Consider the following 26,098-nt stretch of genomic DNA (forward strand, 5'->3'; position numbering starts at 1 on the left):
ATTGCGGCCCCGAAAAGGCCGGCCCCTTGCCGGCCGGGCTGGCACCTGCAAGCCCGGCCGGCGTGTCGGGGAAACTCATCCGATCTGGGCGAGACGGCTCAGGGCCAGCTCGGTCTGCGCCTTGCGCTCGCTCAGCTCGGCCAGCTTCTCGCGCTCGCCTTCGACAACCTCTTCCCTGGCCTTCTCGATGAAGGCCGGATTGGAGAGCTTCTTCTCGATGCGGCCCATCTCCTCGGCGATCTTGCCAAGTTCCTTCGACAGGCGTGCCTGTTCGGCCGCAAGGTCGATCACGCCGGCGAGCGGCAGGCAGACCGTGGCCTCGCCATAGATGATCTGTGCAGCCCCCTTCGGCAGATCCTGCGCCTGGCCGAGCGTCTCGGCACGGGCCAGCCGCAGGATCGCGGCCTCGTGCGTGGCGAGCCGCGCCTGCGTTGTCGCATTGGCCCCGACAACCACGACCGGGATCTGCGCACCGGCCGGAACGTTCATTTCCGACCGCACCGAGCGGATCTCGGTGATGAGGTTGACCAGCCAGTTGATCTCGTCGGCAGCTGCCGTGTCCACGAGGGCCGGCGCGGGCCAGCGGGTCAGCATCAGGAGCTGATCGGGCTTGCCGGTCTCCTCGCCGAGACGCTCCCACAGCTCTTCGGTGAGGAAGGGCATGAAGGGGTGGAGGATCTTCAGGATCTCGTCCAGCGCCCAGGCAGCGGTGGCGCGCGTCTCGGCCTTGGCGGCCTCGTCATCGCCGTTGAACACCGGCTTGGCCAGTTCCAGGAACCAGTCGCAGTAGGTGTTCCAGACGAAGCGGTAGACGGCATTGGCCGCATCGTTGAAGCGGTAGCCTTCCAGTGCCGCCGTGACATCCTCGGCGCAGCGGCCGACTTCCGTCGCGATCCAGCGGTTGAGCGTCCGCGTCGCGCGGGCCGGGTCGAAACCGGCGACACGCCTGCAGCCGTTCATCTCGGCAAAGCGGGCGGCGTTCCAGAGCTTGGTGGCGAAGTTGCGATAGCCGCCGACCCGGCTCGTCGCCAGCTTGATGTCGCGGCCCTGCGCCGCCATGGCCGCCAGCGTGAAGCGCAAAGCATCGGCGCCGAACTCGTCGATCAGTTTCAGCGGATCAATGACGTTGCCCTTCGACTTCGACATCTTCTGCCCCTTCTCGTCGCGGACGAGGGCATGGATGTAGACAGTCTCGAACGGCTCGGTCTTCATGAAATGCAGCGACATCATCATCATGCGGGCGACCCAGAAGAAGATGATGTCGAAGCCGGTGATGAGGACCGACGTCGGGAAGTAGCGGGCGAGCTCCGGTGTCTTGTCCGGCCAGCCGAGCGTGGAGAAGGGCCACAGCGCGGAGGAGAACCAGGTGTCGAGGACGTCCTCGTCGCGGTGCAGAAGGACCTTGTCCCCTGCCCCGGCCTCCCAGGAGGCGATGGCCGCTTCGGTGTCTGTCACCTCGACGGGCTTGCCGTAGAAGGCGCTTGCGGCGGCAAGCGCCTCGGCTTCGGACTTCTCGACAAAGACCTTGCCGTCCGGGCCGTACCAGGCCGGGATCTGGTGTCCCCACCACAGCTGGCGCGAGACGCACCAGGGCTGGATGTTTTCCATCCACTCGTAATAGGTCTTGTCCCAGTTCGAGGGAACGAACCTGGTACGGCCCTCGCGGACGGAGGCAATCGCCGGCTTGGCGAGCGTTGCGGCATCGACATACCACTGGTCGGTGAGCATCGGCTCGATCGGCACGCCGCCGCGGTCGCCATGCGGCACCATGTGCGGGTGATCGTCGACGCGGTCGAGAAGGCCCAGCTCTTCCATGCGGGCGACCAGCGCCTTGCGGACGACAAACCGGTCCTTGCCGTGGAAAGCGGCCATCGTCTCGTCCAGCATCGCCGAGGCGGGAACGCCCTCGAGGAACTCCGGATTGTCCCTAAGGACAACTGCGGCCTCGCGGTCGAGGATCGAGATCATCGGCAGATCGTGGCGCTTGCCGACCTCGAAGTCGTTGAAGTCATGCGCCGGGGTGATCTTCACCGCGCCGGAGCCGGCGGTCGGGTCGGCGTAGTCGTCGCCGACGATCGGGATGCGCCGGCCGACGAGCGGCAGGATGACATGCTTGCCGATCAGGTCCTTGTAGCGCGGGTCTTCCGGGTTCACGGCAACGGCCGTGTCACCCAGCATCGTCTCCGGACGCGTGGTGGCGACGACGATATAGTCGCGCGTCTCGAACTCGGTCGGGTTGCCCTCGTCATCAAAGGCAATCGGCGCCTGATAGGTCGCCCCGCCCTCCAGCGGATAGCGGAAGTGCCAGAGGTTGCCCTTGACGTCCTGCTGCACGACTTCCAGGTCCGAAATCGCGGTCAGCAGCTTCGGGTCCCAGTTGACGAGCCGCTTGTCCTTGTAGATGAGGCCGTCCTTGTAGAGCGAGACGAACACTTCCAGGACGGCGGCGGACAGGCCCTCGTCCATGGTGAAGCGCTCGCGGCTCCAGTCGCAGGACGCGCCAAGGCGCTTCAGCTGGTTGAAGATCATGCCACCGGACTCGCCCTTCCAGGTCCAGACCCGGTCGAGGAAGGCCGCACGCCCCATCTCGCGGCGCGACGGCTCCTTGCGTTCGGCCAGCTGGCGCTCGACGACCATCTGCGTGGCGATGCCCGCGTGGTCCATGCCCGGCTGCCACAGCACGTCCTTGCCGCGCATGCGCTCGAAGCGGACGAGGATGTCCTGCAGCGTGTTGTTGAGCGCGTGGCCCATATGCAGCGAGCCGGTGACATTCGGCGGCGGGATCACGATGGTGTAGGACGGCGCGCCTTCGGCAGCGCCTGCCCCGGCGCGCGAGGCATCGGCCTTTTCCCACATCTCGGTGATACGCGGCTCGACGCTCGCGGCGTCGTAGGTCTTGTCCAGCATGGAGGCTCTCGAAGCGTTGTAAGGTTTGTCCCCGTGTAAATCGGATGGCCGGAGCCAAGTCAACACGCGAGCACAAGGAATGGCGGAAGCTGTGGCAGAAACACAAACGCCGCCCGGCCGGGGCGGCGTTTCAGGCGCTGGATGGCATCCCCGTCAGCGACGGCGGGTCACCCGTTCGATTTCCTGGCGGACGAGCTGCTCGACCAGGACGGGCAGGTTCTGGTCCAGCCAGTTCTTCAGCATCGGCCGGAGCATGTCGGTGACCAGGTCTTCCAGCGTGCGGGCATTCGCCGACAGGATGGTCGTCGACAGGTTCTCGAAGGCGGCATGGACGGCAGCGCCGGTGCCCTCCGAGGTGAGCGGGGCGGCCTCGTCCAGATCGTCGAGCCGATCCATGTCGACCGGCCGGGTCTCGACAACGGGCTTGCGCACCGGCTCGGCCTTGGCAACCGGCTTGGCGGCAACCACCGGAGCGGGCTCCGGCTCCGGCTCGTCGTCCATCGCGAAGGCAACATCGCCGCTGTCGTCATCGACAGTCTCGGCCATGCCGTCGACCATGTCGAAGGCCTCGTCGCCCTCGTCTTCCTCGACGGCGAAGTCCTCGGTCAGTTCGAGAACGTCCTCCTCTTCCTCGGCGGCCTCGGCAAAGGCCACGTCGTCGGGAGATTCGTCGAGATCGTCGCCGCCCATGTCGAACAGCTTGTCCAGGTCGTCCTGCGACATGGACACGTCTTCCTCGGCCTCGGCGGCCTCGAAAGCATCGTCGATCTCTTCCTCTACAGGCTCAGGGGCAGCCTTCTTCGCGGCCGGAGCTTCCTCGTCGGAGATAATGCGGCGAATGGACGCCAGAATTTCTTCCATCGAGGGTTCTTGGGCCTGACTCGCCTTCGACATGAGTTCCCCCAGCACTGAATCAGATACGCACCGACATGGACTGTTACGATTCGGTTAAGCCGATTATGGGGCGTCAAGGGGACCGGCGATAGGACGCGGATAGACCCGCCATCGCCTTTTCCCCTTCAAAAGGTGAAACAGGGTCAAGGATCCGTGTCCAGTCCACCCGAAATCCGCCCCCGATCCGCCCCCAATCCGCCCGCCGTTCCCCCGGTGTACGCCCGGTCTTGACCCGGACGGGCAGCGGAGGGCGCCCGGCGAGCGCGGCGCGGCGAGACGGATCGACGAAGGGCCATGAAAAAGGGCCGGAACACTGTCCGGCCCTGACGACTCGCAGCAGGTGGGGCCGTCTCAGCGGCCGTCCGGCGTCTTCATGCCGAACCACTTGTCACGCACCTTGTCGTAGTGCTCCTTCGGATCGTAGCGAGCGACCTTCAGGTCCAGGTACTCGGCATCGAGCTCGCCGACGGCCGAGATCAGCTGGAAGGCGGCGACGATGCGGTTGCGCTGTGCCGTGACGAGGTTGACGCGCTGGTCGACAAGCTCACGCTGGGCGTCAAGCACGTCGAGCGTCGTGCGCTGGCCGACACGCTGCTCCTCGATCACGCCCTCGAGGGCGAGCTGCTGGGCCTCGACGGCGGCCTGGGCCGCGCTGATGGAGGCCTCGGCAGCCTGGTACTGGCCCCAGGCGGAGATCACGTTGGCGCGAATGCGGTCCCGGATCACGTCAAGCTGGATCTGGGTGCGGCCGAGCTCTTCCTTGGCCTGGCGCACGCGCGAGGACGTGGTGCCGCCCTGGTAGATCGGCACGGAGACGCGGCCGAACACGGACGCGGTGTTCGACGCGCCGAGGCTGGTCGGTGCGGTGGTCCAGTTGCGCTCGAGCGAGCCTTCCACCGACACGGTCGGCAGCGCCTCGCCCTCGATCGTCTTCACGGCGAACTGGGCCGCATCGACGAGATGCTGGGCCTGGCGGATCAGCGGCTGGCTCTCCTCGCTCGTGCTGAGCGCGATGTCGAGAGACTTCGGAACCATGCGCCCGATCGGCGTGCTGGCGGACAGGTTCCGCGCCTCAATCCCGACCACCTGGCGGTAGATCGCACGGCTGGTGTTGAGGTTGGCAATCGCGCTGTTGAGGCGGGCCTGCGCTTCCGCATGGCGGGCTTCGGCCTGCGACACGTCGGTGCGCGTGCCCTCGCCCACTTCAAACCGGTCACGGGCCGCGCGGACCTGCTCGTTGAGGAACTCGACGTCGGAGCGCTGCAGCGACACGAGCGCGGTGTCGCGAATCACGTTGACGTAGGCTTCGGCGGCCGACAGCAGCACGTCCTGCTCGGTGGCATTGAGGTTCTCGCGCTGCGCCCGCACGATCGCCTCGGCCTGACGGGTCGAGTTGACGGTCCGGAAGCCGCGGAACAGGGCCTGCTGCACCGTCAGCGAGATGGAGGCGTTGTTGCGGTAGTTGCTGAAGCCGGCGCCCGTGGTGCGGATGCCGCCGAAGGACGCATTGGCAGAGATGGACGGACGCCAGCCCGCCAGCGCCTGCGGCACGCGCTCATCGACGCTGCGCAGTTCGGCGCGGGCGGCATTCAGCGTCGGGTTGTTGGCATAGGCGAGTGCCAGGGCTTCGGCGATGGTCTCGGCCCGGGCCGAGGACAGCGAAGTGAACGCGGCAAGGCCAATGGCTGCGGCAGTCAGAGAAACGCGAAAATACACTGAAGTCAGCCCCTTGTGTCACGGACCCCCACCCGTGCCGAAAGATGGTGGCAGTATAGCCACCGGGAAAAACATGCCTACCCCGGAACGTCGGTCAACGAACGAAAACCGGCGACCTGCGGCACGGCTGCAACATGTTACGAAACGGTTAACAGTGCAAGGCGAGGACGCGCCCGGTGCGATCCGGGGATCGCATCGGGTGCCTGGATCAAGCGTGCGTCAGAAGACGAATTCGCTTGCCTTTTCAAAGCCCGGCAGCAGATGGGCGCTGGCATTGAAGCCAAAGCGGGCGCCGATGGCCGCGCCGGAATCCTGATAGAGGCGCGCGACGCCGGCCCGGCCGAGGCCCTCGATGGCCACCAGACGGCCGCCCGGCTTCAGCTGCTGGGCCAGGGCTTCCGGCAGGAACTCGACCGCCCCGTCCAGCAGGATCACATCATAGGGGCCTTCCGAGGCGCAGCCTTCGGTCAGCTTGCCCTCGATCACGGCGGCATTCTCGATGCCGAGGCTCACGAGCGTCTGGCTGGCGCGGGCGGCGAGGGCTGCGTCCTCCTCGACCATCACAACGGCACCGGCAAGGCGGGCCAGCACGGCGGTGGTGTAGCCGGTCGTCCCGCCGACGACCAGAACGACGTCGCCGGGCCTGACCAGCGCCAGCTGGATCAGCTTGCCGCAGACATGCGGCTTCATCATGTAGCGCGGCGTGCCGGTGTCGGAAACGAGGATGTCCTCGTCGATGTAGGCGACCGGACGCTTCGAGGACGCCACGAACAGCTCGCGCGGCGTCGCTTCCATCGCGTCGAGGATCCGGAGGTCGGTCACATCGTTGGTCCGCAGCTGGTTGTCCACCATTCGCGTGCGGGACTGTGCATAATCACCCATGGCGAGCCTCATGCCTGTAGCGGTCGCGAGCTGCGGCCACCCTCTCTCCAGCGTTCCCTTACCGAGGCGCGTCCCGGCTGACAAGAGCCAGCTGCGGGCTTCGCGCCCTCCATCCCCGCGTCATCGCGCCCCGGCGCCGCCACCGCAGGACGGGCGACCACCCCGGCGCCAGGGCCGCGGCAGCCCCGGGAGCCGGGGTCGGGCGGCCCCGGCGGCGCGGCCCGGACGGACGTCAGATGTGCAAATTCTGTGACAGCGGGCGAAGTCCCCTTGACAGGACAAAGCAACTCCTTGAAAAGGCACGCAACGGCCTCGTGGCGGAGTGGTGACGCAGCGGATTGCAAATCCGTGAACCCCGGTTCGATTCCGGGCGAGGCCTCCAGATTGAAGGGCATCGGTGCAAGCCGGTGCCCTTTTTTCATGGCTCCGCGCCGGTCTGGCCGGGATCGCGCGCGAGTTGGCCGGGGATCTCGTCTGCCGGCATCGGACGGGCGAAGAGATAGCCCTGCGCCTCGTCGCAGCCGGCGGCCTTCAGGAACTCAAGCTGTTCCGGCGTCTCGACCCCTTCGGCGATCACCCGCAGCTTCAGCGTATGGCCGAGCGAGATGATCGCCTCGGCAATGCCGCGCCCGCTGGTGTCGCGCGTGATGTCGCGGACGAAGGCCTGGTCGATCTTCAGCCGCGAGACCGGGAAGGAGCGCAGCACGCTGAGGCTCGAATAGCCGGTGCCAAAGTCGTCGATGGCAAAGGTCACGCCCAGCGCACGCAGCTCGTGCATGGTCGCGATGGCCTGCTCGACATTGCGCATCAGCATGCTTTCGGTGAGCTCCAGCTCGAGCTGGTGCGGGTCGATCCCCGACCGTTCGATCTGCACGCGCACGAGATCCGTCCAGCCGGGATGGGCAAACTGGCGTGCCGAGACATTGACGCTGACCGGGACCACCGGCACGCCCTGACGTTGCCAGGCCTGCAGCTGGCGGCAGGCTGTCTTCAGCACGAACTTGCCAAGGGCATGGATGAGCCCGCCCTCCTCCGCCACCGGGATGAACTGGTCGGGACCGAGCAGACCACGCTGGGGGTGCGCCCAGCGGACCAGCGCCTCCAGTCCGCAGAGCCGCCCCGAGGCAAGGTCGATCTGCGGCTGGTAGTGCAGCAGGAACTCGCCCCGGGTCAGGCCGGAGCGGATCTCCTCCAGCAGCAGCAGGTTGTTGCCGGCTTCCTCGCCGGCGTCCGGCCGGTAGAACTCGAAGGTGTTGCGTCCGGCCTCCTTGGCCCGGTACATCGCCGCGTCAGCCTGGACCAGCAGCGCATCGGCCTCCGTGCCGTGATCCGGGCAGATCGCAACCCCCATGCTGCAGGTGACATGGAAGGTCCGGCCGGCCAGCTCGACCGGCTCGGCAATCGCCGTGCGCAGCCGGGCCAGTTGCGCCCTGAGGCCTTCCGGGTGGTCCGCCCCCACGGGGATCAGCAGCACGAATTCGTCGCCCCCCAGCCGCAGGACGGCATCGGAGGCAGACAGGCAGGCCTTCATCCGCTCGGCCACGATGACGAGCAGCTGGTCGCCGGCGGCGTGGCCGAAGCTGTCGTTCACGGCCTTGAAGTGATCCAGATCGAGGAAGACCACGGCCACCCGTCCGCCGCGACCGCTCTCCAGCTGACGCGCCTGGTCCAGACACGGCGGCAGCAAGCTGCGGTTGGGCAGGCCGGTCAGCGGATCGTGATGGGCCAGGAAGCGGATCCGGTCCTCGGCCCGCTTGCGCTCGATGGCGATGGCAGCAATCCGGGCCGTGTCGTTGATGAGACGCAGTTCGGCCGGCCTCGGCGCCAGCGGGCGGCGGGCATAGATGGCAAAGGTGCCCAGCACCTGTCCGGCGAGCGACAGGATCGGCGTCGACCAGCAGGCCCGCACGCCACCGACCTCGGCCAGGGCCCGGAACTCCTCCCACAGCGGGTCCGACATGATGTCGGTGACGATGACCGGTTCCCTGCGAAACGCCGCCGTCCCGCAGGACCCGACCTTCGGCCCGATCGCCATGCCGTCGATCCGGGCGCTGTAGGCGTCCGGCAGGCTCGGGGCGGACCCGTGGCGCATGTGCACGCCATCCTCGTCCAGCAGCAGGATCGACCCCAGCAGGCCGTCGAACTGATCCTCGATCAGGCGCACGAGACAGTCGAGGACCCTCGACAGCGGGGCGCTCGAGGAAATCATTTCCAGAACCTGCGCCTGACCATCGCGCAGGCGGTCGGAGCGCTTGCGATCCGTGATGTCGCGCGAGATGCCGAGCAGGCCGATCAGGCGACCGGTCTCGTCGCGCAAGGGGTACTTCGACGTGCTGAACCAGCGCTGCTGGCCGTCCGGCAACTGGATGAACTCTTCCCGCCCGATCAGCGGTTCGCCGGTGCGCATCACCCGCTGCTCGTCGCGGAAGAAGCCCAGCGCCACCTGACGGGGATGCAGCAGGAAATCGGTCTGCCCGATCAGCTCGTCGGCGGAGGCAAAGCCGAGGTCATCGGCCACCGCCCGGTTGGCGAAGAGGAAGCGGCTGCGGAGGTCCTTCACGAAGACATAGTCGGAAATCTGGTCGAGGATCGCCCTGAGCCATGCACTCTCGGACTGCAGGCTCTCCAGCATGACCTTCTGAACGGCCGGCTGCGACAAATCCGCCAGCAGGGCCTTTTCCAAGGGCGCCATCCTCGTTCTGCCTCCTGGGGCGCGCTCCCGCGCGCCGATGCAAGCCTGTCCGACCAACCAGCGGGCGTTGACAGGTCCCGCAACACGCTCCGACACGGAAAATCTGCCACGGATCAAATAATCACAGGTTAAAGCGACCTGGCCCATCACGCACATTTGCAATAATAGTTAAATCTTACCATGTCTATTCACAGTGAATACAGTCTCCCGGCAGCAAGGCCTGCAAGCGGGCAGCGCTGCCCGTGGCCAGGCGCGATGTCGGATGCGGGCCAGCCGCCAGCGCCTTGGCGCTTTCGACGCCGGCCGGCTTCGGCTAGACAGGGGCGGAGACGACATCGTGCAGCAAGGGGGACATGGCACATGCGGCATGGAGGCGATCTTTCGGACGCCATCGCCCGATTTGGCGGCTCGCGCGCCGACTGGCTCGACCTGTCGACGGGCATCAACCCGCATGCCTGGGCCATTCCGGAGCGGATCGAGACGCGATTCTGGACCGAGCTGCCGTCTGCCGACGATCTGACCGGTCTGCTCGACAGCGCAAGACGGGCCTACCGGGTGCCGGCCTCCCTCGGTGTCATGGCTGCACCAGGGACGCAGGTGATCCTGCCCCTGCTGCCGCGACTGGCGCCAGACGGACCGGTCGCCATCGTCGGGCCAACCTACTCCAGCCATGGCGATGCCTGGCGCGCTGCCGGCCGCACCGTGGTCGACATCCCGACCGCCTATGACGCCCCCGAGGACACCCGCGTCCTGGTTCTGGTCAATCCCAACAATCCGGACGGCCGGATGCTGTCGCCCGCCGCGCTCATGGATCTGGCGCGCCAGATGCAGGCCCGCGGCGGTCTTCTCATCGTCGACGAGGCCTTTTCGGATGTGGTTCCGGGCTTGAGCCTGCTGCCTCACCTGGGCGATGAGCCTGTTCTGGTGCTGCGGTCCTTCGGCAAGTTCTTCGGCCTTGCGGGCCTGCGCCTCGGCTTCCTCGCCGGCCGGCCTGACCTCACGGACAAGGCAGCCGGGATGCTGGAAAGCTGGGCGGTGAGCGGACCGGCGCTGGCGGTCGGTCAGGCGGCCCTATCAGACCTGGCCTGGCAGGACGCCATGCGGCGGCAGCTGGCCGACGAGATGGCCGACCTGACGCTCGCCCTGTCAATGGCGGGGCTTACGGTGTTCGGCGGCACCGCGCTCTATGCGCTCGCGGGCCTGCGCAAGGCAGAGGCGATGCATGCCGCCCTTGCCCGCCGCCACATCTGGACCCGGCGCTTTGACCATTCGCCAACCTGGCTGCGCTTCGGCCTGCCGGGGAGCCCCGCCGCACTCACCCGTCTTAGCACGGCGCTGGCGGATGCCATGGCCGAGATCTGACCGGTGCTGTTCGATCCGTTCCTGCTCTGGGTGCTGCTTGCCGCGCTGGTCCTTGATGCGTTGATCGGGGACCCGGACTGGCTCTGGCGCCGCCTGCCCCATCCGGTGGTCTGGATCGGCACCCTGATCGGCGCCCTGGACCGGCACCTCAACCGCCCGGCCTGGTCCGACCGCACCCGCCGCGCCTTTGGCGTCGTGACGCTGCTCCTCCTGCTGATCATCAGCCTTGCGGTGGGCTACGCCCTGCAGCGGGCCTTGCTGGCGCTGCCGCATGGCTGGATCGTGCTGGCGCTGCTGTCGAGCGTGCTGCTGGCGCAGAACAGCCTCTATACCCATGTGCGGGCCGTCGCGGTGGCGCTGGAGCGGGACGGCCTTGCCGGCGGGCGCCGGGCCGTTGCCATGATCGTCGGGCGCGATCCGGAGCAGCTGGATACCGCCGGCGTCTCCCGGGCGGCGATCGAATCCTGCGCCGAGAATTTTTCCGACGGCGTGGTTGCCCCGGTCGTCTGGTTTGCCTTGCTCGGCCTGCCCGGCCTCCTTGCCTACAAGGCGGTCAACACGGCCGATTCCATGATCGGCCACAAGACCGAGCGGCATCTGGCCTTCGGCTGGGCCTCGGCCCGCTTCGATGATCTGATCAACCTGCCGGCCTCCCGGCTTGCGGCCGCGTTCATCGCCCTCGCCGCGCCGCTGGCCGGCGGGTCCTCGGGCCGGGCGCTTTCCTGCGTTGCCCGCGACGCCCGCCAGCACCGCTCGCCCAACGCCGGCTGGCCGGAAGCGGCCATGGCCGGTGCGCTGGATATCGCCCTTGCCGGACCGCGGGCCTATGCCACCTACCGGGTCGAGGACCCCTTCATGAACCCCGGCGGCCGCAAGGACATCGGCGCGGGCGAGATCCGGCGTGCGCTGCGCGTGCTCGCAGGGGCTTGCGTCGTCGAGGCAATGCTGGTTCTGATGGTGGCATTGGTGCTTTTCTGAAGCCTGAGTGACGCATTCCGAACCTCTGACCTGCGATCCGCCATGCTCCCCTTTTCCGCAGCTGCCGAAAACAACAAGTCGCCGATCCTCACCATTCTCAAGGATGCCTTCGCCGATGCGGCCCGGGTGCTGGAAATCGCCAGCGGCACCGGCCAGCACGCGGTGCATTTTGCCAAAAACCTGCCGCATCTGACCTGGCAGCCGAGTGACATTCCCGAGCATCTGGCCGGCCTCGAGCAGCGGATCATCGAGACCGATCTCGACAACCTGTTCGAGCCCATCGGCCTCGACGTGCGCGACCTGCCCTGGCCGACGCCCGACCGGGACGCCGGCGATGCCTTTGACGGCATCTTCACCGCCAACAGCCTGCACATCATGAGCTGGGCCGGGGTCGAGGCCTTCTTCGCCGGCGTGGATGAAACGCTGGCCGCAGGCGGCACGCTCGCCATCTATGGCGCGATGAAGTATGGCGGCACCTTCACCACGCCGAGCAACGAGGCCTTCGACCAGAGCCTGCGCAAGAAGGATCCGGAGAGCGGCCTGCGCGACTTCGAGGCCATCGACGCGCTCGCCCGCGGCATCGGCCTGACGCTGGTTGCCGATCATGCCATGCCGGCAAACAACCAGTTGCTGGTGTACCGGCGCTGATCAGTTGGTGCCTCCACAGGGGGCTCGGCACCGTCGCCCGGCGCCGTCGATGACCGGGGGGCCGGACAGGCCTAGGCGCGTTGCGCCAGCCCGAGGATCAGTTCAGTGTCCAGATGGCGGGCGAGATGGTCCGCAAGCTCATCGAGAATGCGGTCGATGGTGGCGTCATAGGCGGTTGCGGCTGCCACGCCGAAGCCCCTCGCCCAGGCCGCACGGAAGGCGTCGCCGGTGAAGAGCCCGTGCAGATAGGTGCCGGTGACCCGGCCATCGGCGCTGGTGGCCCCGTCGGGCGAGCCATCCGCGAAGGTGAGGAACGGGCGGGCGCAGTCCGGCCCTGACGTCCGGCCCAGATGGATCTCGTAGCCGGTGACCGCTGCCCCGCTCAGCCGGTGGGTGCCGGCCGCCTCGACGACGCGCTTGTCCGGGCTCAGCACCGTCTCGACATCAAGATAGCCCAGCCCCTCCACGGTGCCGGCGGCCCCCTCGATCCCGTGCGGATCGCTGATCGTGCGGCCCAGCATCTGGTAGCCGCCGCAGAGCCCGAGGATATGGCCGCCGCGGCGGTGATGCGCCTTCAGGTCGATGTCCCAGCCCTGCGCCCTGAGATAGGCCAGATCGCCGATGGTGGACTTGGAGCCGGGCAGGAGCACCACATCCGCATCGGCAGGCAGCGGCCTTCCGGCGTGCACCAGTTCCAGCGTCACGCCCGGCTCGACGCGCAAGGGGTCGAGATCATCGAAATTGGCAATCCGCGCCAGCACGGGCACCACGACCTTCAGGGGGCCGTTGCCGATGCCGTCGGCAAGTCCCAGCGCATCTTCGGCCGGAAGCAGGCCAGCCTGCGCGAACCACGGCACGACACCCAGCCCCGTCCAGCCCGTACGCGTCACGATTTCCTGCATTCCCGCGTCGAACAACGAGGGATCACCGCGAAACCGGTTGATGAAGAACGCCTTGATCCGCGCCCGCTCGGCCGCCTCCAGCACCGCGTGGGTGCCGACCACCGAGGCGATGACGCCGCCCCGGTCGATGTCGCCGCACAGGATCACGGGCAGGTCGGCCGCCTCGGCAAACCCCATGTTGGCGATGTCGCCGGCCCGCAGGTTGATCTCGGCCGGGCTGCCGGCGCCTTCGACGATCACCAGATCCGTTGTTGCGGCAAGATGTGAAAAACTCTCCAGAACCTTCGGCAAAAGCTCGGCCTTGCGGGTGCCGTACTCCCGCGCGCGCATCGTGCCGAAGCGCTTGCCCTGCACGATCACCTGCGCCCCCGTGTCCGTTTCCGGCTTCAGCAGCACCGGGTTCATGTGCACGCTCAAGGGCCTGCGGCACGCCATCGCCTGCAGGGCCTGCGCCCGGCCGATCTCGCCGCCATCGGCGGTGACCGCGGCGTTGTTCGACATGTTCTGCGGCTTGAACGGGGCCACGGTCATGCCGCGGTTGGCAAACAGCCGGCACAGGCCTGCCACGATCAGGCTCTTGCCGACATTCGAGCCTGTGCCCTGGATCATCAGGGCCGGCGTGCGGGATCGCGGGTCAACCAAGGGCTCTGTCTCCAGGCCGGACCGGGGACGGTCCTCAGTACTCGATGCCGGACTGCGGCTTCACGCCGGAGCGGAACGGGTGCTTCACCTGCTCCATCTCGGTGACGAGATCCGCCACCTCGATCAGCTCGTCCTTGGCGTTGCGGCCGGTGATGACGACATGCACGTTCTCCGGCTTTTCGGTCTTCAGGAACTCCACCACTTCCTCGACCGGCAGATAGTCGTAGCGCAGCACGATGTTCAACTCGTCGCAGAGCACCAGGTGATGCTCGCCCGAGACGATCAGCTCCTTGGCCGCTTCCCAGGCCTCGCGGGCGGCAGCGATGTCGCGCTGCCGGTCCTGGGTCTCCCAGGTGAAGCCCTCGCCCATGCGCCGCACGGTGACGAGGTCGCCGAAGCGCTCCAGCGCGTGGGTCTCGCCGGTGTCGAGACGGCCCTTGACGAACTGCACCACGCCCACCTTGTAGCCATGGCCGAGCGAGCGGAACACCATGCCGAAGCCGGCGGTGGACTTGCCCTTGCCTTTGCCGGTGTGGACGATGATCAGGCCCTTGGCGATGGTCTTGGTGGCCATGATCTTGTCGCGCGCCGCCTTCTTCTTGCGCATCTTGTCGGCGTGGCGGGCGTTCAGCTCCTCCTCGGTCATGCTGCGCTCGGCTTCGTCAGGCGTGTCGGAAGTCGTATCGGTCACGGGATCAGTTCCTTGGTGGCGGCCTGTTTCAGGTCGGAAATCTCGGCGTGGACGGAATTGCGGCGCGGGATCCAGAAGCCGCGGCGGATCGCTTCGCTGAAGCGGTCCAGCATGGAGGCAAGGGCGCCCGGATTGGCGTCCCGGATGAAGTCGCGCACCGTTTCATTGCCAATGTAGGCATCGAAGAGCTGGTCAAAGTGATGGTCACTAACCGCCCGCGTGGTGGCGGCGAAGGCGTGCAGGTAGTCGAGCGTCGCCGCCATTTCGGACGCGCCCTTGTAGCCATGACGCATGGCACCAGTTATCCATTTCGGGTTGGCCGCCCGGCCCCGCACGACGCGCGAGATTTCTTCCGACAGCGCCCGCACCACGGGCCGCTCGGGCCGGGAGTGGTCGGCGTGATAACTCGTCGGCGCCGCCCCGGTCAGGCTCTCGACCGCCGCCGCCAGCCCGCCCTCGAACTGGAAATAGTCGTCGCTGTCGAGAAGGTCATGCTCGCGGTTGTCCTGGTTCTGCAGCACGATGTCGACGCCCGACAAGCGGCTCTCGAACTGCCCCCTCGCCTCCTCGCCGCTGGCCCCGCCGCCATAGGCATGGCCGCCCCAGGCCAGGAACGCCTCGGCCAGATCGCCGCGCGTGTCCCACTGTCCGTCGTCCATCAGGCCCTGCAGGCCGGCGCCATAGGCTCCGGGCCTTGCGCCAAAGACGCGGAACGCTGCCTGCCGGGCGGCCTCGGCCGCCGCCAGACCACCGGCCGCAAGCCGTGCAGTCTCGGCGCGGACCCGCGCCGCAATCGGGTTTGCGCTCTCCGGCTCCTCAAGCTCTGCGACAGCAGCCACCGCGCTCTGGAACAGGTCGATCTGATGCGGGAAGGCATCGCGGAAGAAGCCGGAGACGCGCAGCGTCACGTCGACGCGCGGCCGCTTCAGCGCCGACAGGGGCAGGATCTCGAAGCCGTTGACCCGGCCCGAGCCCGGTTCCCAGACGGGCCGCGCTCCGATCAGCGCCAGCGCCTGCGCCACATCATCGCCGCCGGTGCGCATGTTGGCCGTGCCCCAGCAGGTGAGCACCAGCGCCTTGGGCCACTCGCCCTCCTCCTGGAAGTAGCGCTCGGCCACCAGCGCCGCCGAGGCCTCGCCGATGCGCCAGGCGGTCTCGGTCGGCACGGTGCGCACATCGACGGAATAGAAGTTGCGCCCAGTCGGCAGCACGTCCGGCCGCCCCCGCGTCGGCGCGCCGGAGGGACCAGGCGGCACGAAGCGCCCGTCGAGCGCAGCCAGCACCGCCGCGAGCTCGGCCGGTCCCGAGCCGACCACCGCCGGCCTGAGGCGCGTTTCAACTTCATCGAGAACCGCTTGTGTCTCAGGCAGATGAAGCCCTTTCGTCTGACCTGAAACAAGCTGCGCCGCCAGAAGCTCCAGCCGCTCGACCGTATCGCCGCAGGTCCGCCACGGCTGGTCCGTCAGCCCGGCCAGCAGCGCCGGCCTCGGCCCCTGCCAGGGGGCCGCATAGTCGCAGGCCAGGGGATCGAAGGCTGCGACTTCCGCCCGCGAAGCCGCCTCCCCCAGAAGGTCCCGCGCGAGCGCCCGCAGCAGGCTGTCGTCGGCGGGACGGGACCCGCGCGGCACCCGCGCCAGCGCCACCAGCAAATCCGTCAGCAGACGCCCCTCTGGCGACAGGCCCAGCACATGCAGCCCGTCACGGATCTGCAGTTCCTTGAGATCGCAGAGATGCGCATCGAGCCGCGCCAGCCGCGTCGTCTCGTCCATGTCCGGCGTCAGGCCGATGTCGCGGTCGAGGCCATGGGCAGCGGCGAGGTCGAGGATGTCGCGGGTCAGCTGCTTCAGCCGGCGCGGATCAACGCCGCTGGCGAGATAGTACTCGTCCAGCAGCGTTTCCATTTCATTGGCAACGCCATGACTTTCCGCCCGGGTGAGCGGCGGCGTCAGGTGATCGATGATGACCGCTGCCGTCCGGCGCTTGGCCTGCGCACCCTCGCCCGGGTCATTGACGATGAAGGGGTAGATGTTGGGCGTCGGACCCAGGATGGCATCGGGATAGCAGCCCTCGCTCAGCGCCAGCGCCTTGCCCGGCAGCCATTCCAGATTGCCATGCTTGCCCAGATGCACCACCGCATCGACGCCGGCCTGATGGCGCAGGAAGGCGTAGAAGGCGAAGTAGTTGTGCGGCGGCACCAGGTCCGGATCGTGATAGGTGGCCTTCGGGTCGATGTTGTAGCCGCGCGAGGGCTGGATGCCGACCAGCACCGCGCCGAAGCGGGCAAGCCCGAGGCGGAAGGCGTTGCCGGCGACAAACGGATCATCCTCCGGCGCACCCCAGCGGTCGGTCACCGCCTGGCGCATCGGCTCGGGCAGCCCGTTGAAAAAGGCGAGATACCGGTCGAGCGGCAGGAAACTCTCGCAGGTCCGCTGGTCGAGGGCGGCAATGGCATTGGTCACGCCGCGCGTCAGCCGGGCGATCAGGGCCGCGCCGTCCTCCGGCGCGCCCTCGACCCCATAGCCGGCCGCAGCCATCGCCTTAAGGAGATGCGCGCAGGACGCCGGCGTGTCGAGGCCGACGCCATTGGCCAGCCGGTCATCGGCATTGGGGTAGTTCGCCAGGATCAGCGCCACCTTGCGCTCGGCCGGCGCCTTGCGGCCGAGCCGCGCCCAGGCAGCCGCAAGCCGGGCGACATGGCCCATGCGGTTGGCATCCGGCACGAAGCGCACCGAGCGGAACTGCGTCCGCTGGTCATAGACCCCTTCCTCCTTGAAGGAGACCGCACGGGTCATCAGCCGGCCGTCGATCTCCGGCAGGACCACATGCATCGCCAGATCGCGGATCGACAGTCCTTGCGGGCTCTCAAGCCAGCCCTCACGCGAGGAGGAGGAGAACACCATCTGCAGCACCGGACGCCCCGGCCGGTCGAGCGGCGTCGGCTGGTGCGGCCCGCCCGTGCTCGAGACCGCAAAGGCGGTGGCATTGAGGACCACGGCCGGCGGACAGGCCTCCATCAGCCCGCCGAGGATGGCGGCCGACTCGGCCTCTTTCAGCGAGGAGACGAAGATGGGGAGCGGATTGAGCCCGTTTGCCGTCAGCTCCTTGCACAGCGCCTCCACCGGCGCGGTCTCGCCCGCCTGCACCAGCGCCCGGTAGAAGACGACCGCCGCAACGGGCCGGTCCGGCTCCGGCCAGCTCGCTGTCAGGTCGGACAGGGCCGGTGCGGCATGGCCGGGCAGGAACAGGCCGGCACGCGGCAGCGGCGCGGGCGGGGCCGGCTCCGCGGCGAGGCCCGCCAGATGGGCGCCGTAGCGCAGCACGTTGGCGTGGTTCTCCGGGCCGCCCTCGAGGAAATAGCGGTAGAGCCGGCGCACCGCCTCGACCGGGACCGAGGAGCGGGCGGCCAGCGCCTCGTCCCACTTGTCACAGCCGGACATGATCGCAAGCTTCGCCCCGCCCCGGTTGGCCTCCTCGCAGAGCCTCTCCACGCCATAGGGCCAGTAGCTCTCGCCGCCGAGCAGGCGCACGATCACCAGCCTGGAGCGCGACAGGGTCTTCTCGGCGTAGAGGTCAACCGAATAGGGGTGCCCCAGCGCCATCAGGCTGGCGAGCCGCAAGCTGGCAAAGGCCTCGCCCAGCTTGCCCCGCGCCGCACAGAGGGCCGCCAGTTCCGTGTCGGCCGCCGACAGCACGACGAGATCGGCCGGATCCTGGGCGAGATCCACCGCGTCGTTGCCGTCTTCCACCCGTCGGGTCTGGCTTGCGAGAATATGCATCACTGGTCCATCTGCACGGACACCCCGTGTCCGGTTCGGTTGGTCGGGTCAGGGTTCAGCCTCGGGGCCGGTCTCGGGGCCCGTCTGCACCGCCTCTCCGCCCCTCCCCCTCGTGGGGAGGGATGCTGAGAGGCCGCGTCCCACGAGACGAGTCATTTGCGGACCCCGCACTTGCCGCAGCCCCTCCTCTCCCCCCTTGCGGGAGAGATGTCTGCGCGAGCAGACAGAGGGGGGTAAACAACCCGACCGCAAACTCGGAACCCGCTGAAACACGGCTGCCCCCCTCTGCCCCCTGTCGGGGGCCTCTCCCCCTCAAGGGGGGAGCGGCAAGCAGCGCCCTGCCCTCGGTCCTGGCCCTCAGGCCGCCTTCGCCTTGCCGAGGGCTTCGGTGATCGACGACAGGTCCAGCCCCTTCAGGCCGATGACGACGACATGGCCGGGCATCCTGGCCCCGGCGGCGAACCAGGTCTCGACGCGCGGGCCGACGGCCTGCACCAGCGCCGGCGCCGCCTTGCCCGTCACCGACGCCGCCCCCTTGATGCGCAGCACGCCGGGCAGCGCCATGGCCCGGGCGACAGCCTGCTCCAGATCCTTCAGGCTGGCGAAGGCCGCGACCGGCAGGACATGGCTCTCGAAGTCATCGTGATGATGGTCGTGATCGTCGTCATCGTGATCGTGATCGTGATCATCATCGTGGTCATGGTCATGGTCATCATCATGGTCGTGATGGTGGTGATGATGCGCCCGGCGCGCGGCCAGATCGTCCTCGGCTGCGGCCGAACGGCCGAGCAGCACGTCGACCGGCAGGTTGCCCTTCTCGGCATGGATGATCTCGACGCCGGACCGGACATCCTCGGTGATGTGCTCGCGGATATGGGCAAGCTGGTCAGCATCCACCAGATCGGCCTTGTTGAGCACGACGAGATCGGCGCAGGCGAGCTGGTCGTGGAACAGCTCCTCGACCGGATTGTCGTGGTCGAGCGAGGCATCGGCGGCCCGCTGCGCCTCCAGCGCCTCCTCGTCGAGCGCGATGCGGCCTTCCGCCAGAGCGGCGGCGTCCAGCACGGTGATGACCCCGTCCACCGTCACGCGGGTCTTGACGCTCGGCCAGGAGAAGGCGCGCACCAGCGGCTGCGGCAGCGCAAGGCCCGAGGTCTCGATGACGATGTGATCGGGCGGCGTCTCGCGCGCCAGCAGCATTTCCATGGTCGGCAGGAAATCGTCAGCCACGGTGCAGCAGATGCAGCCATTGGTCAGCTCGACCACATCGTCGGCGCTGCAGGACGGGTCGACGCAGCCGTCCAGCAGCGAGCCGTCGAAGCCCATGTCGCCGAACTCGTTGACGATGAGCGCGATGCGGCGGCCGCCGGCATTGAGCAGCAGGTTGCGGATCAGCGTCGTCTTGCCGGCGCCGAGGAAGCCGGTGACGATGGTGGCGGGGATCTTGCCGCCCTGAGAAAGCACGGTGGTCATAACTGGATATCCGGACAGGAACTGGGTTTGAGAAGGAGCGGCAGCCCGCTGGCGACCAGCACGACGCGGTCGCAGACCCGGGCAAGCTCCTGATTGAGACGGCCCTGCGCGTCGCGGAAGGCGCGCGCCATGGCATTGTCAGGCACGATGCCGAGCCCCACCTCGTTGGTCACGAAGATCACCGGACCGGCGAGACCGGGAACGACAGCGGCAAGGTTTGCGGTTTCACCGGCAAGGTCCCGGTCGGCCAGCATCAGGTTGGTGAGCCACAGCGTCAGGCAGTCGACGAGCACGACCCTGTCGGGGCCGCAGTGCCGCGCGAGCGTGCCGACCAGATCGAGCTGTTCCTCGACCGTCGTCCAGCGTCCGTCGCGCCGGGCCTTGTGCTGACCGATGCGCTCGGCCATCTCCTGGTCCCAGGCGGCGGAAGTGGCGACATAGACAGGCTCACGGCCGGCGCCAAGCGCCAGCCGTTCTGCAAAGCTGCTCTTGCCGGACCGGGCCCCGCCCGTGACCAGCACGGCGCGGGCAACCAGGTGCTCGGGCCTTGCCAAGGGGCTTGCCACCGGGCGTCAGCCGAAGAGCTGGGCGCCGATGGCGCTGAAGCCGACGCCGACGATGCCGGCACCGACCATCCGGGCCGTCAGCGAGGCCGGAACGGCCGCAGCCTTCGGATTGGTCAGCATCATCGCAAGGCTGGCGACGGCAAACTGGATGACGGCAAAGCCGATGAAATAGGCATAAAGCGGTGCCGGTTCGGCGCCAATGATCGATTCGCCGTAGGCATAGCCGTGGAACAGCCCGGCGATGGCGAACAGCACCGCCCATGCCCCGGCCGGCAGCTCGGTCTCGCTGACGATGAGACCACCGGCAATGATCACCGACAGGGCGATGACGACTTCGGCCAGCGGCAGGTCAATGGCCGCCATGTGCACCAGAACGCCCGCGATGGTGGCAAGGACAAAGGCCGCCGGCAGGACGAGGCTGCGGCCAACAAGGCCCGCGGCCAGACCGACAGCGATGATGAAGGCAAGATGGTCGAACCCGATCACCGGGTGGCCGAGGCCGGACAGCAGGCCCTGCACGAAGGTCTGAGGCATCTGGCCGTCCATCATGTGATGGGCAGCGGCGGTGCCGGTGCCGGCAAGCAGCGCCGGGACGACCAGCAAAAGCGGAGTGGCGCCCGAACGCAGGGCGCGGGAAATCATGATCATGTCTGTGCTCCAGTCCGTCCACCCGACGGCAGGGGGTTGCAATGCATCAGGCCGGTCTCCTGGCTTGCGGGTCGTCGCCCTTGCCACGCCTTCCCGGACTTGCGTCCAGTGGCCGTGTGCGGCAGGGCTCGCCGCTGACAGTTGCGGGGGCAGCTCAGGACTTGGAGCCTCGGGATGAGTCGCTCCGCACCATGATTCCCGTTTCATCCCCCTGGGCTTTGCCCGTCGGGGAACCTGACCCGTCTGTTCTAGACCCCAATGCCCCTGCCCTGCAAGGACGCCCTTTGGCCGGAGGCCGGCGGGCGGGCTGCGTTACAGGACCGCTTGTGCCGCCGTTGGCGCTCTTGGCCTTCGCTGGACGATTGCGGGCGTCGGCAGGCCTTCATCTCGGCCTGTGTCTTGGCCTGTGTCTTGGCCTGTGTCTGGGCCTTTGTCTGGGCCTCTGCCTGGGCCAGCATCTGGGCCTGCGTCGGGGCCGCCGCTGGCACCGTCCTTGCCCCGTCTTCAAGAGCACGCCATCGGGGACCGATGCCCGAGTCTTGCGCCGGTTTCTGGCCGTGCCGGGTGGGCGGGGACGCCGGGCGCGCCGCAGTGCGAGGCGCAACCATCTGTTTTTTCGCAGAAATCCCGGGCTTTTCCACCTGTGGAAAAGTTTCTTCAAGAAAGGGCTTGGCAAAGGGCCAGAGCCTTTGTTATACGCTCGCCACCGACAGCGACCCACCCGGTCGCTCGCCACGGGGCCCGTTCCGGCGCCCCCTTCTGGTGATCCGCGATAGCTCAGTTGGTAGAGCGTTCGACTGTTAATCGAATGGTCGCAGGTTCGAGTCCTGCTCGCGGAGCCAACCTCTTCCCAGAAATATCGTTATCCGGCTGTGCCTCCCGCACGGTCGAAGCCGATGCTTGTCTTTCGGCCGGCTCACGCAACTGGCCAACCTTCTTGCGACACTTGGCCAGGCCTCGCTGGCACGTGGCCATCTGTCCGGATCAGGATCCCCACTCGGTCGTGTCCGGTCAAGGGCCTGCCGGTCGCGCCCCCCCCATCGCAAGACCATACTCGGGCCAGCCTCAGGGCAGCAGGCATCCCCCAAGGCCTGCCCTTGGGGCAGCAGGCTGCGCCGGCCATACGGTCTCCCCGTCCCCCCGCAGACAGAGGGCAGCTCACGGCCCCGGCCACGAGCGAGCGGTCGACTGAAACACCTGTCGCCGGCAGCGGGCCTGCAAGTCCTTGCCACAGACTTGCCGCAAAATGGCCAGATCGACATCCCAAGTTTTTCCGTAATTCAGGCGTTTCACTGTCCGACATCGTCAACCGATCAAATTTCGGGCACTTGCCCGATTAAGGGTTGACCCCCCGGGTCAGGGACTTATCCTGCCAGTCATCCTTTGATGAGCTGCGTTTTTTTCGCAATCCGCTTCCCTTCCCTCACGGAGTTTCCTCATGTCCTTGCAACGACTGGCCATTTCCTTTGCCATCTCTGCACCTCTGCTGATGGGGACGGCCCTGCCGACCCTCGCCCAGACCACGCAGACCGCCGAACCGCCCCAGGGCTCGCAGACCTCCCCCGCCCCCCAGAAGCCGGCCAGCGTCAGCGAGCTGCGCAAGGTGCTGCAGGATGGTGGCTCGCAGGAGGCCATCACCTCCGCCCTGCAGCAGCTCCAGGCCCGGGCCGACCAGGGGGACAGGAACGCGCTGCATGTCCTTGGTGATTACCTTTCCCGAAACGCCTCTTCTGGCGAGGACCGGGAGAAGGCCATCGACCTCCTGACCAAGGCCGGTCAGGCTGGCAACAGCTGGAGCTATGTTCGTCTCGGCGACGTCTTCAGCCAGGGGGCAGGCGTCGAGAGGGACGCCGCCCGAGCCTTCGGCTATTACTCGGCTGCAGCCGACGGCGGAAACAAGGTCGCGCAGCTGGCTGTCGCCCGCGCCCTGATTGCCGGCGACGGTGTCGCGACCGATGTAGAGCGCGGCCTCGCGCTGCTGACCGGGCTGGCGGAGGAAGGCGATCGCAACGCCCTGCTGGCGCTTGGTGATCTCTATTCTCGTGGCACGACCGTGCCTCTCGATGGCGCGAGGGCCGTCGATTACCTCACGCGCGCCGCAGAGGCGGGCAATACGGCGGCCCATACCCGCCTAGGCGAAATCTATCGCGACGGAATCGGTGTGCCGGTCGACCCGGCCCGCTCGCTTGCAGCCTTCCAGGCAGCCCAGGCCTCCGGTGCAGCAACCGCAGACCTTCGCCTTGCGGAGGCCGCCCTTTGGGGTGTCGGCGAGACGCAGGATGTGGAAAAGGGCGTGCGCCTGCTCCGCGAGCAGGCCTCCGCCGGCAACATCGGCGCCATGCTTCTCCTGTCGGAGGTGCTGCTGCGCGGGGAACTGGTCGCGGCGAATGTGGCCGACGGCATGAAACTGCTTGAGGACGCCGCCGCAAAGGGCAACGTCACGGCAACACTCCGCCTTGCCGAGGCCTATCGGACGGGAGCGTACGTCAAGCGGGATACCGCGAAGGCTCTCCAGCTGTCCGAAAGCGCCGCTGCCGCCGGCAATCCGGCTGCCTTGCTGGATCTGGCTCGCGGGCACATGGATGGCGAGTTCGGACGCCTGTCGAACCGCGCGAAGGCAGCCGCCTACCTCAAGCAGGCCGAAGAGATGAACGTTCCGGCCGCAACCGTTCTGGCAGCCGACTGGATGCTGCGCGGACAGGGAATGCGGATGGATGTTGCCGGGGCCCTCGCCAAGCTTGAAAAGGCTGCGACCGCTGGCAACGCAGATGCGGCCAGACGCCTGATCACCCTGTACAGAAGCGGTTCCGGCAAGATGCTGAAGCCCAATCCGGTCAAGGCGCGGGCGGCCTTGTCGGCCTATGCCCCGCTGCTCGGTGCCACGTTCGTGACACGAGAGGAGCTGTTCATCAGCGCCGTGGCTGCTGCCTCGCGGGCCGAGTTCGCGGCCCTTGCCGAGGCTTTCAAGGCGGCGCCGCAGCAGACCCGGGTCAGCCTTCTGACCACCCTTCGCTGGTCGAATGCCAATGCCTTCGTCTATCTGGTGCAGGACGAGCTGCAGACCCGCGGACTGTACAAGGGGCCGCTCAACGGCCTCCTGACCCGGGACACGATCCGCGCGATCGGCACGCTGTGCGATGCCGGCCCCTCGGGCGAGCGCTGCCGCCAGGGTCCCCTCACCGGCGACGCCGCCCGGCTCATCGCCGTCCGGGTTGCCGCTGGCGCCTGACCGAGACGAAATCGGGACCTGATCCCGGATCTGACGGCGCCCTGATCCTGTCGGGTCAGGGCCCTGCGGAACGCCAGGGCGGTACCCGGCGCGCCCGTCTCGTCTGCACAAGGACCCAACGTTGGGGCCGGTCTTGTCCGATCCGACAAGACCGGCCCCTTGTGCTTCCAGAGCGCCCCTAGTGGATGCGCCGCCCTCACGATGGAGGCGCCACCCGTGCTGCGTCCATACTGGCACCAGGCGCAACCTCAGGCTTCACTCGCGACTTCAAGTCCCTCCCTGGGAAATTGCCCGATGTCTCCGGCTGCAGCCTGGCGAGGCCACGATGCATTGCCCCCCGCCACGCGAAGGCAAGGGACGTTGCCCTAGCCAGTCAGTCCACCCGCCTGCCACTCATTTAACCTTGATGAAGCATTAAGCTGACACAGCATTGCCTTGACGGCAGCGGCGAATTGAATCCGACATCAAACTCGGGTAACACCATCGTGAGGGCGAGAGGCGACGATCATTCCATGCGCAAGTCTCCCAGGGCCTGGCGCCATGCCCCCCGAGCGCCCCTGCGTGACCCTCCCGTCACGTGCGGGACGTTTGCCCAGGCCAGAGCCGCCGCACGGGCTTTGACATTATTGGTAGTGTTCGAACAGTCAGGATTTTGACATGAAGATTGCGATGATCGGCTCCGGTTATGTGGGCCTCGTTTCCGGCGCGTGCCTGGCCGATTTCGGTCATGAGGTGACCTGCGTCGACAAGGCCGTCGACAAGATCGAGGCGCTGAAGCGCGGCGAGATCCCGATCTTCGAGCCGGGCCTCGACCAGCTGGTCGCCACCAACGTCAAGGCCGGGCGCCTTTCCTTCACCACCGATCTTGCCGGCCCCGTGGGCGAGGCCGATGTGGTGTTCATCGCCGTCGGCACGCCGTCGCGGCGCGGCGATGGTCACGCCGATCTTTCCTATGTCTATGGCTGCGCCCGCGAGATCGCGGCGGCCGTGAAAGGCTTCACCGTCGTCGTCACCAAGTCGACCGTTCCGGTCGGCACCGGCGACGAGGTCGAGCGCATCATCCGCGACACCAATCCGGCTGCCGATGTGGTCGTCGTCTCCAACCCGGAATTCCTGCGCGAGGGTGCCGCCATTGGCGACTTCAAGCGTCCGGACCGCATCGTCATCGGCATCGAGGACGAGCGCGCCCGCGAGCCGATGACCGAGGTTTACCGCCCGCTCTATCTCAACCAGGCCCCCCTGCTCTTCACCGCAAGGCGCACGTCAGAGCTGATCAAGTATGCCGGCAACGCCTTCCTCGCCATGAAGATCACCTTCATCAACGAGATGGCGGACCTGTGCGAGCGCGTCGGCGCCGATGTGCAGGACGTGGCGCGCGGCATCGGCCTTGACGGCCGCATCGGCTCGAAGTTCCTGCATGCCGGCCCCGGCTATGGCGGCTCCTGTTTCCCGAAGGACACGCTGGCCCTTGTCAAGACGGCGCAGGACCATGACAGCCCGGTGCGCCTGATCGAGACGACGGTGGCCATCAACGACCAGCGCAAGCGCGCGATGGCGCGCAAGGTGGTGACGGCCGTCGGCGGTGACGTGCGCGGCAAGACGATCGCCATCCTTGGCCTCACCTTCAAGCCGAACACCGACGACATGCGCGAGGCCCCCTCGCTGTCGATCATCCAGGCGCTGCAGGATGCCGGCGCCACCATCCGCGGCTACGACCCGGAGGGCATGGAGGCGGCGAAAGGCCTGCTCGACAACGTGACCTACACGAAGGATGCCTATGACTGCGCCACCGGCGCGGACGCCCTCGTCATCGTCACCGAATGGGACGCCTTCCGCGCCCTCGACTTCCCGCGCCTCAAGACCGTGATGACCGCCCCGGTCGTGGTCGACCTGCGCAACGTCTACAAGGCCGCCGATGTGACCCGGCACGGGTTTGCCTATGCGAGCGTGGGACGGGGTGGGCTGGACCGGGACATCAAGATCCGCGACGCGGCGGAATGATCTGCGACAGCGGGGCTCGGGCGCGTCGATCTGACGTCGGTCCGGACCCCGCACCCGTCTGCCTGGACCGGCAGCGCGCTGCTCAAGGCGG

16 protein-coding genes, 2 tRNA genes and 1 riboswitch are annotated in these 26,098 nt (G+C 67.6%); of the genes, 7 read left to right on the forward strand and 11 right to left on the reverse strand.

Annotated elements, in window-relative coordinates; genetic code table 11:
- Positions 1 to 75 precede the first annotated feature (75 nt).
- From GWI72_RS07090 to GWI72_RS07105, 4 genes are all read right to left on the reverse strand, one after another.
- Positions 76 to 2,907, reverse strand: a complete 2,832-nt coding sequence (locus GWI72_RS07090) for a valine--tRNA ligase (protein WP_161708218.1) — start codon at positions 2,905 to 2,907, stop codon at positions 76 to 78.
- A 153-nt stretch (positions 2,908 to 3,060) separates the two neighbouring features.
- Positions 3,061 to 3,768 (reverse strand): PopZ family protein, encoded by a 708-nt coding sequence (locus GWI72_RS20300; protein WP_280116297.1) that lies wholly within the window; start codon positions 3,766 to 3,768, stop codon positions 3,061 to 3,063.
- 384 nt (positions 3,769 to 4,152) lie between these two features.
- Positions 4,153 to 5,517 carry a TolC family outer membrane protein gene (locus GWI72_RS07100; protein WP_161673265.1) on the reverse strand — a complete coding sequence of 455 codons (1,365 nt, stop codon included), beginning with the start codon at positions 5,515 to 5,517 and terminating at the stop codon, positions 4,153 to 4,155.
- Between the two features lie 219 nt (positions 5,518 to 5,736).
- Positions 5,737 to 6,399, reverse strand: a complete 663-nt coding sequence (locus GWI72_RS07105; protein WP_161673267.1) for a protein-L-isoaspartate O-methyltransferase family protein — start codon at positions 6,397 to 6,399, stop codon at positions 5,737 to 5,739.
- A gap of 308 nt (positions 6,400 to 6,707) precedes the next feature.
- On the opposite strand from GWI72_RS07105, the gene GWI72_RS07110 reads away from it, so the two are divergent.
- Positions 6,708 to 6,781: transfer RNA gene (locus GWI72_RS07110), tRNA-Cys, on the forward strand.
- Positions 6,782 to 6,817: 36 nt separating this feature from the next.
- Here GWI72_RS07110 and GWI72_RS07115 read toward each other — a convergent pair.
- Entirely contained in the window at positions 6,818 to 9,091 is a 2,274-nt protein-coding gene (locus GWI72_RS07115; RefSeq protein WP_161708219.1) for a sensor domain-containing protein, read from the reverse strand.
- Positions 9,092 to 9,451: 360 nt separating this feature from the next.
- Between GWI72_RS07115 and cobD the strand changes: the two genes are divergently transcribed.
- Genes cobD through GWI72_RS07130 form a run of 3 tightly spaced genes read left to right on the forward strand, consistent with a single transcriptional unit; the run spans position 9,452 to position 12,079 of the window.
- Positions 9,452 to 10,453, forward strand: coding sequence for a threonine-phosphate decarboxylase CobD (cobD, locus tag GWI72_RS07120; protein ID WP_161708220.1), 1,002 nt, complete (start codon positions 9,452 to 9,454; stop codon positions 10,451 to 10,453).
- 3 nt (positions 10,454 to 10,456) lie between these two features.
- Positions 10,457 to 11,431 (forward strand): adenosylcobinamide-phosphate synthase CbiB, encoded by a 975-nt coding sequence (cbiB, locus tag GWI72_RS07125; protein WP_161708221.1) that lies wholly within the window; start codon positions 10,457 to 10,459, stop codon positions 11,429 to 11,431.
- A 42-nt stretch (positions 11,432 to 11,473) separates the two neighbouring features.
- Positions 11,474 to 12,079 (forward strand): DUF938 domain-containing protein, encoded by a 606-nt coding sequence (locus tag GWI72_RS07130; RefSeq protein WP_161708222.1) that lies wholly within the window; start codon positions 11,474 to 11,476, stop codon positions 12,077 to 12,079.
- Positions 12,080 to 12,150: 71 nt separating this feature from the next.
- Here the strand turns inward: GWI72_RS07130 and GWI72_RS07135 are convergent, their stop codons facing one another.
- The 6 genes from GWI72_RS07135 to GWI72_RS07160 all read right to left on the reverse strand — a co-directional run bounded on the left by GWI72_RS07135 (position 12,151) and on the right by GWI72_RS07160 (position 20,777).
- Positions 12,151 to 13,590: a cobyric acid synthase gene (locus tag GWI72_RS07135; protein WP_161709119.1), complete on the reverse strand. Its 1,440-nt coding sequence runs from the start codon at positions 13,588 to 13,590 to the stop codon at positions 12,151 to 12,153.
- A 67-nt stretch (positions 13,591 to 13,657) separates the two neighbouring features.
- Complete coding sequence (cobO, locus tag GWI72_RS07140; RefSeq protein WP_161709120.1) at positions 13,658 to 14,269, reverse strand: cob(I)yrinic acid a,c-diamide adenosyltransferase; 612 nt, start codon at positions 14,267 to 14,269, stop codon at positions 13,658 to 13,660.
- Positions 14,270 to 14,310: 41 nt separating this feature from the next.
- A complete protein-coding gene (gene cobN / locus GWI72_RS07145; protein ID WP_161708223.1) occupies positions 14,311 to 18,090 on the reverse strand; it encodes a cobaltochelatase subunit CobN in 3,780 nt (1,259 codons plus the stop codon).
- 357 nt (positions 18,091 to 18,447) lie between these two features.
- A complete protein-coding gene (cobW, locus tag GWI72_RS07150) occupies positions 18,448 to 19,563 on the reverse strand; it encodes a cobalamin biosynthesis protein CobW (protein ID WP_161673278.1) in 1,116 nt (371 codons plus the stop codon).
- Positions 19,560 to 20,117: a bifunctional adenosylcobinamide kinase/adenosylcobinamide-phosphate guanylyltransferase gene (cobU, locus tag GWI72_RS07155; protein WP_244314216.1), complete on the reverse strand. Its 558-nt coding sequence runs from the start codon at positions 20,115 to 20,117 to the stop codon at positions 19,560 to 19,562. The genes cobW and cobU overlap by 4 nt, the downstream gene beginning before the upstream one ends.
- Before the next feature lie 18 nt (positions 20,118 to 20,135).
- Complete coding sequence (locus tag GWI72_RS07160; RefSeq protein WP_161708224.1) at positions 20,136 to 20,777, reverse strand: HupE/UreJ family protein; 642 nt, start codon at positions 20,775 to 20,777, stop codon at positions 20,136 to 20,138.
- 32 nt (positions 20,778 to 20,809) lie between these two features.
- A riboswitch (cobalamin riboswitch) is annotated at positions 20,810 to 21,030 on the reverse strand.
- Between the two features lie 513 nt (positions 21,031 to 21,543).
- Here GWI72_RS07160 and GWI72_RS07165 point away from each other — a divergent pair.
- From GWI72_RS07165 to GWI72_RS07175, 3 genes are all read left to right on the forward strand, one after another.
- A tRNA-Asn gene (locus tag GWI72_RS07165) sits at positions 21,544 to 21,619 on the forward strand.
- Positions 21,620 to 22,215: 596 nt separating this feature from the next.
- Positions 22,216 to 24,006: a tetratricopeptide repeat protein gene (locus GWI72_RS07170; RefSeq protein WP_161708225.1), complete on the forward strand. Its 1,791-nt coding sequence runs from the start codon at positions 22,216 to 22,218 to the stop codon at positions 24,004 to 24,006.
- A 657-nt stretch (positions 24,007 to 24,663) separates the two neighbouring features.
- Positions 24,664 to 26,007: a UDP-glucose dehydrogenase family protein gene (locus GWI72_RS07175; protein WP_161708226.1), complete on the forward strand. Its 1,344-nt coding sequence runs from the start codon at positions 24,664 to 24,666 to the stop codon at positions 26,005 to 26,007.
- The last annotated feature ends 91 nt before the right edge of the window (positions 26,008 to 26,098 follow it).

Source organism: Pannonibacter sp. XCT-53 (assembly GCF_009915765.1).
Lineage (GTDB): Bacteria > Pseudomonadota > Alphaproteobacteria > Rhizobiales > Stappiaceae > Pannonibacter > Pannonibacter tanglangensis.

Coding starts and splice junctions, on each gene's coding strand:
- GWI72_RS07090 (WP_161708218.1), bottom strand. CDS start 2,907: ATGCTGGACAAGACCTACGACGCCGCGAGCGTCGAGCCGCGTATCACC.
- GWI72_RS20300 (WP_280116297.1), bottom strand. CDS start 3,768: ATGGAAGAAATTCTGGCGTCCATTCGCCGCATTATCTCCGACGAGGAA.
- GWI72_RS07105 (WP_161673267.1), bottom strand. CDS start 6,399: ATGGGTGATTATGCACAGTCCCGCACGCGAATGGTGGACAACCAGCTG.
- GWI72_RS07115 (WP_161708219.1), bottom strand. CDS start 9,091: ATGGCGCCCTTGGAAAAGGCCCTGCTGGCGGATTTGTCGCAGCCGGCC.
- cobD (WP_161708220.1), top strand. CDS start 9,452: ATGCGGCATGGAGGCGATCTTTCGGACGCCATCGCCCGATTTGGCGGC.
- GWI72_RS07130 (WP_161708222.1), top strand. CDS start 11,474: ATGCTCCCCTTTTCCGCAGCTGCCGAAAACAACAAGTCGCCGATCCTC.
- GWI72_RS07135 (WP_161709119.1), bottom strand. CDS start 13,590: ATGATCCAGGGCACAGGCTCGAATGTCGGCAAGAGCCTGATCGTGGCA.
- cobO (WP_161709120.1), bottom strand. CDS start 14,269: ATGACCGAGGAGGAGCTGAACGCCCGCCACGCCGACAAGATGCGCAAG.
- cobN (WP_161708223.1), bottom strand. CDS start 18,090: ATGCATATTCTCGCAAGCCAGACCCGACGGGTGGAAGACGGCAACGAC.
- cobW (WP_161673278.1), bottom strand. CDS start 19,563: ATGACCACCGTGCTTTCTCAGGGCGGCAAGATCCCCGCCACCATCGTC.
- GWI72_RS07160 (WP_161708224.1), bottom strand. CDS start 20,777: ATGATCATGATTTCCCGCGCCCTGCGTTCGGGCGCCACTCCGCTTTTG.
- GWI72_RS07170 (WP_161708225.1), top strand. CDS start 22,216: ATGTCCTTGCAACGACTGGCCATTTCCTTTGCCATCTCTGCACCTCTG.
- GWI72_RS07175 (WP_161708226.1), top strand. CDS start 24,664: ATGAAGATTGCGATGATCGGCTCCGGTTATGTGGGCCTCGTTTCCGGC.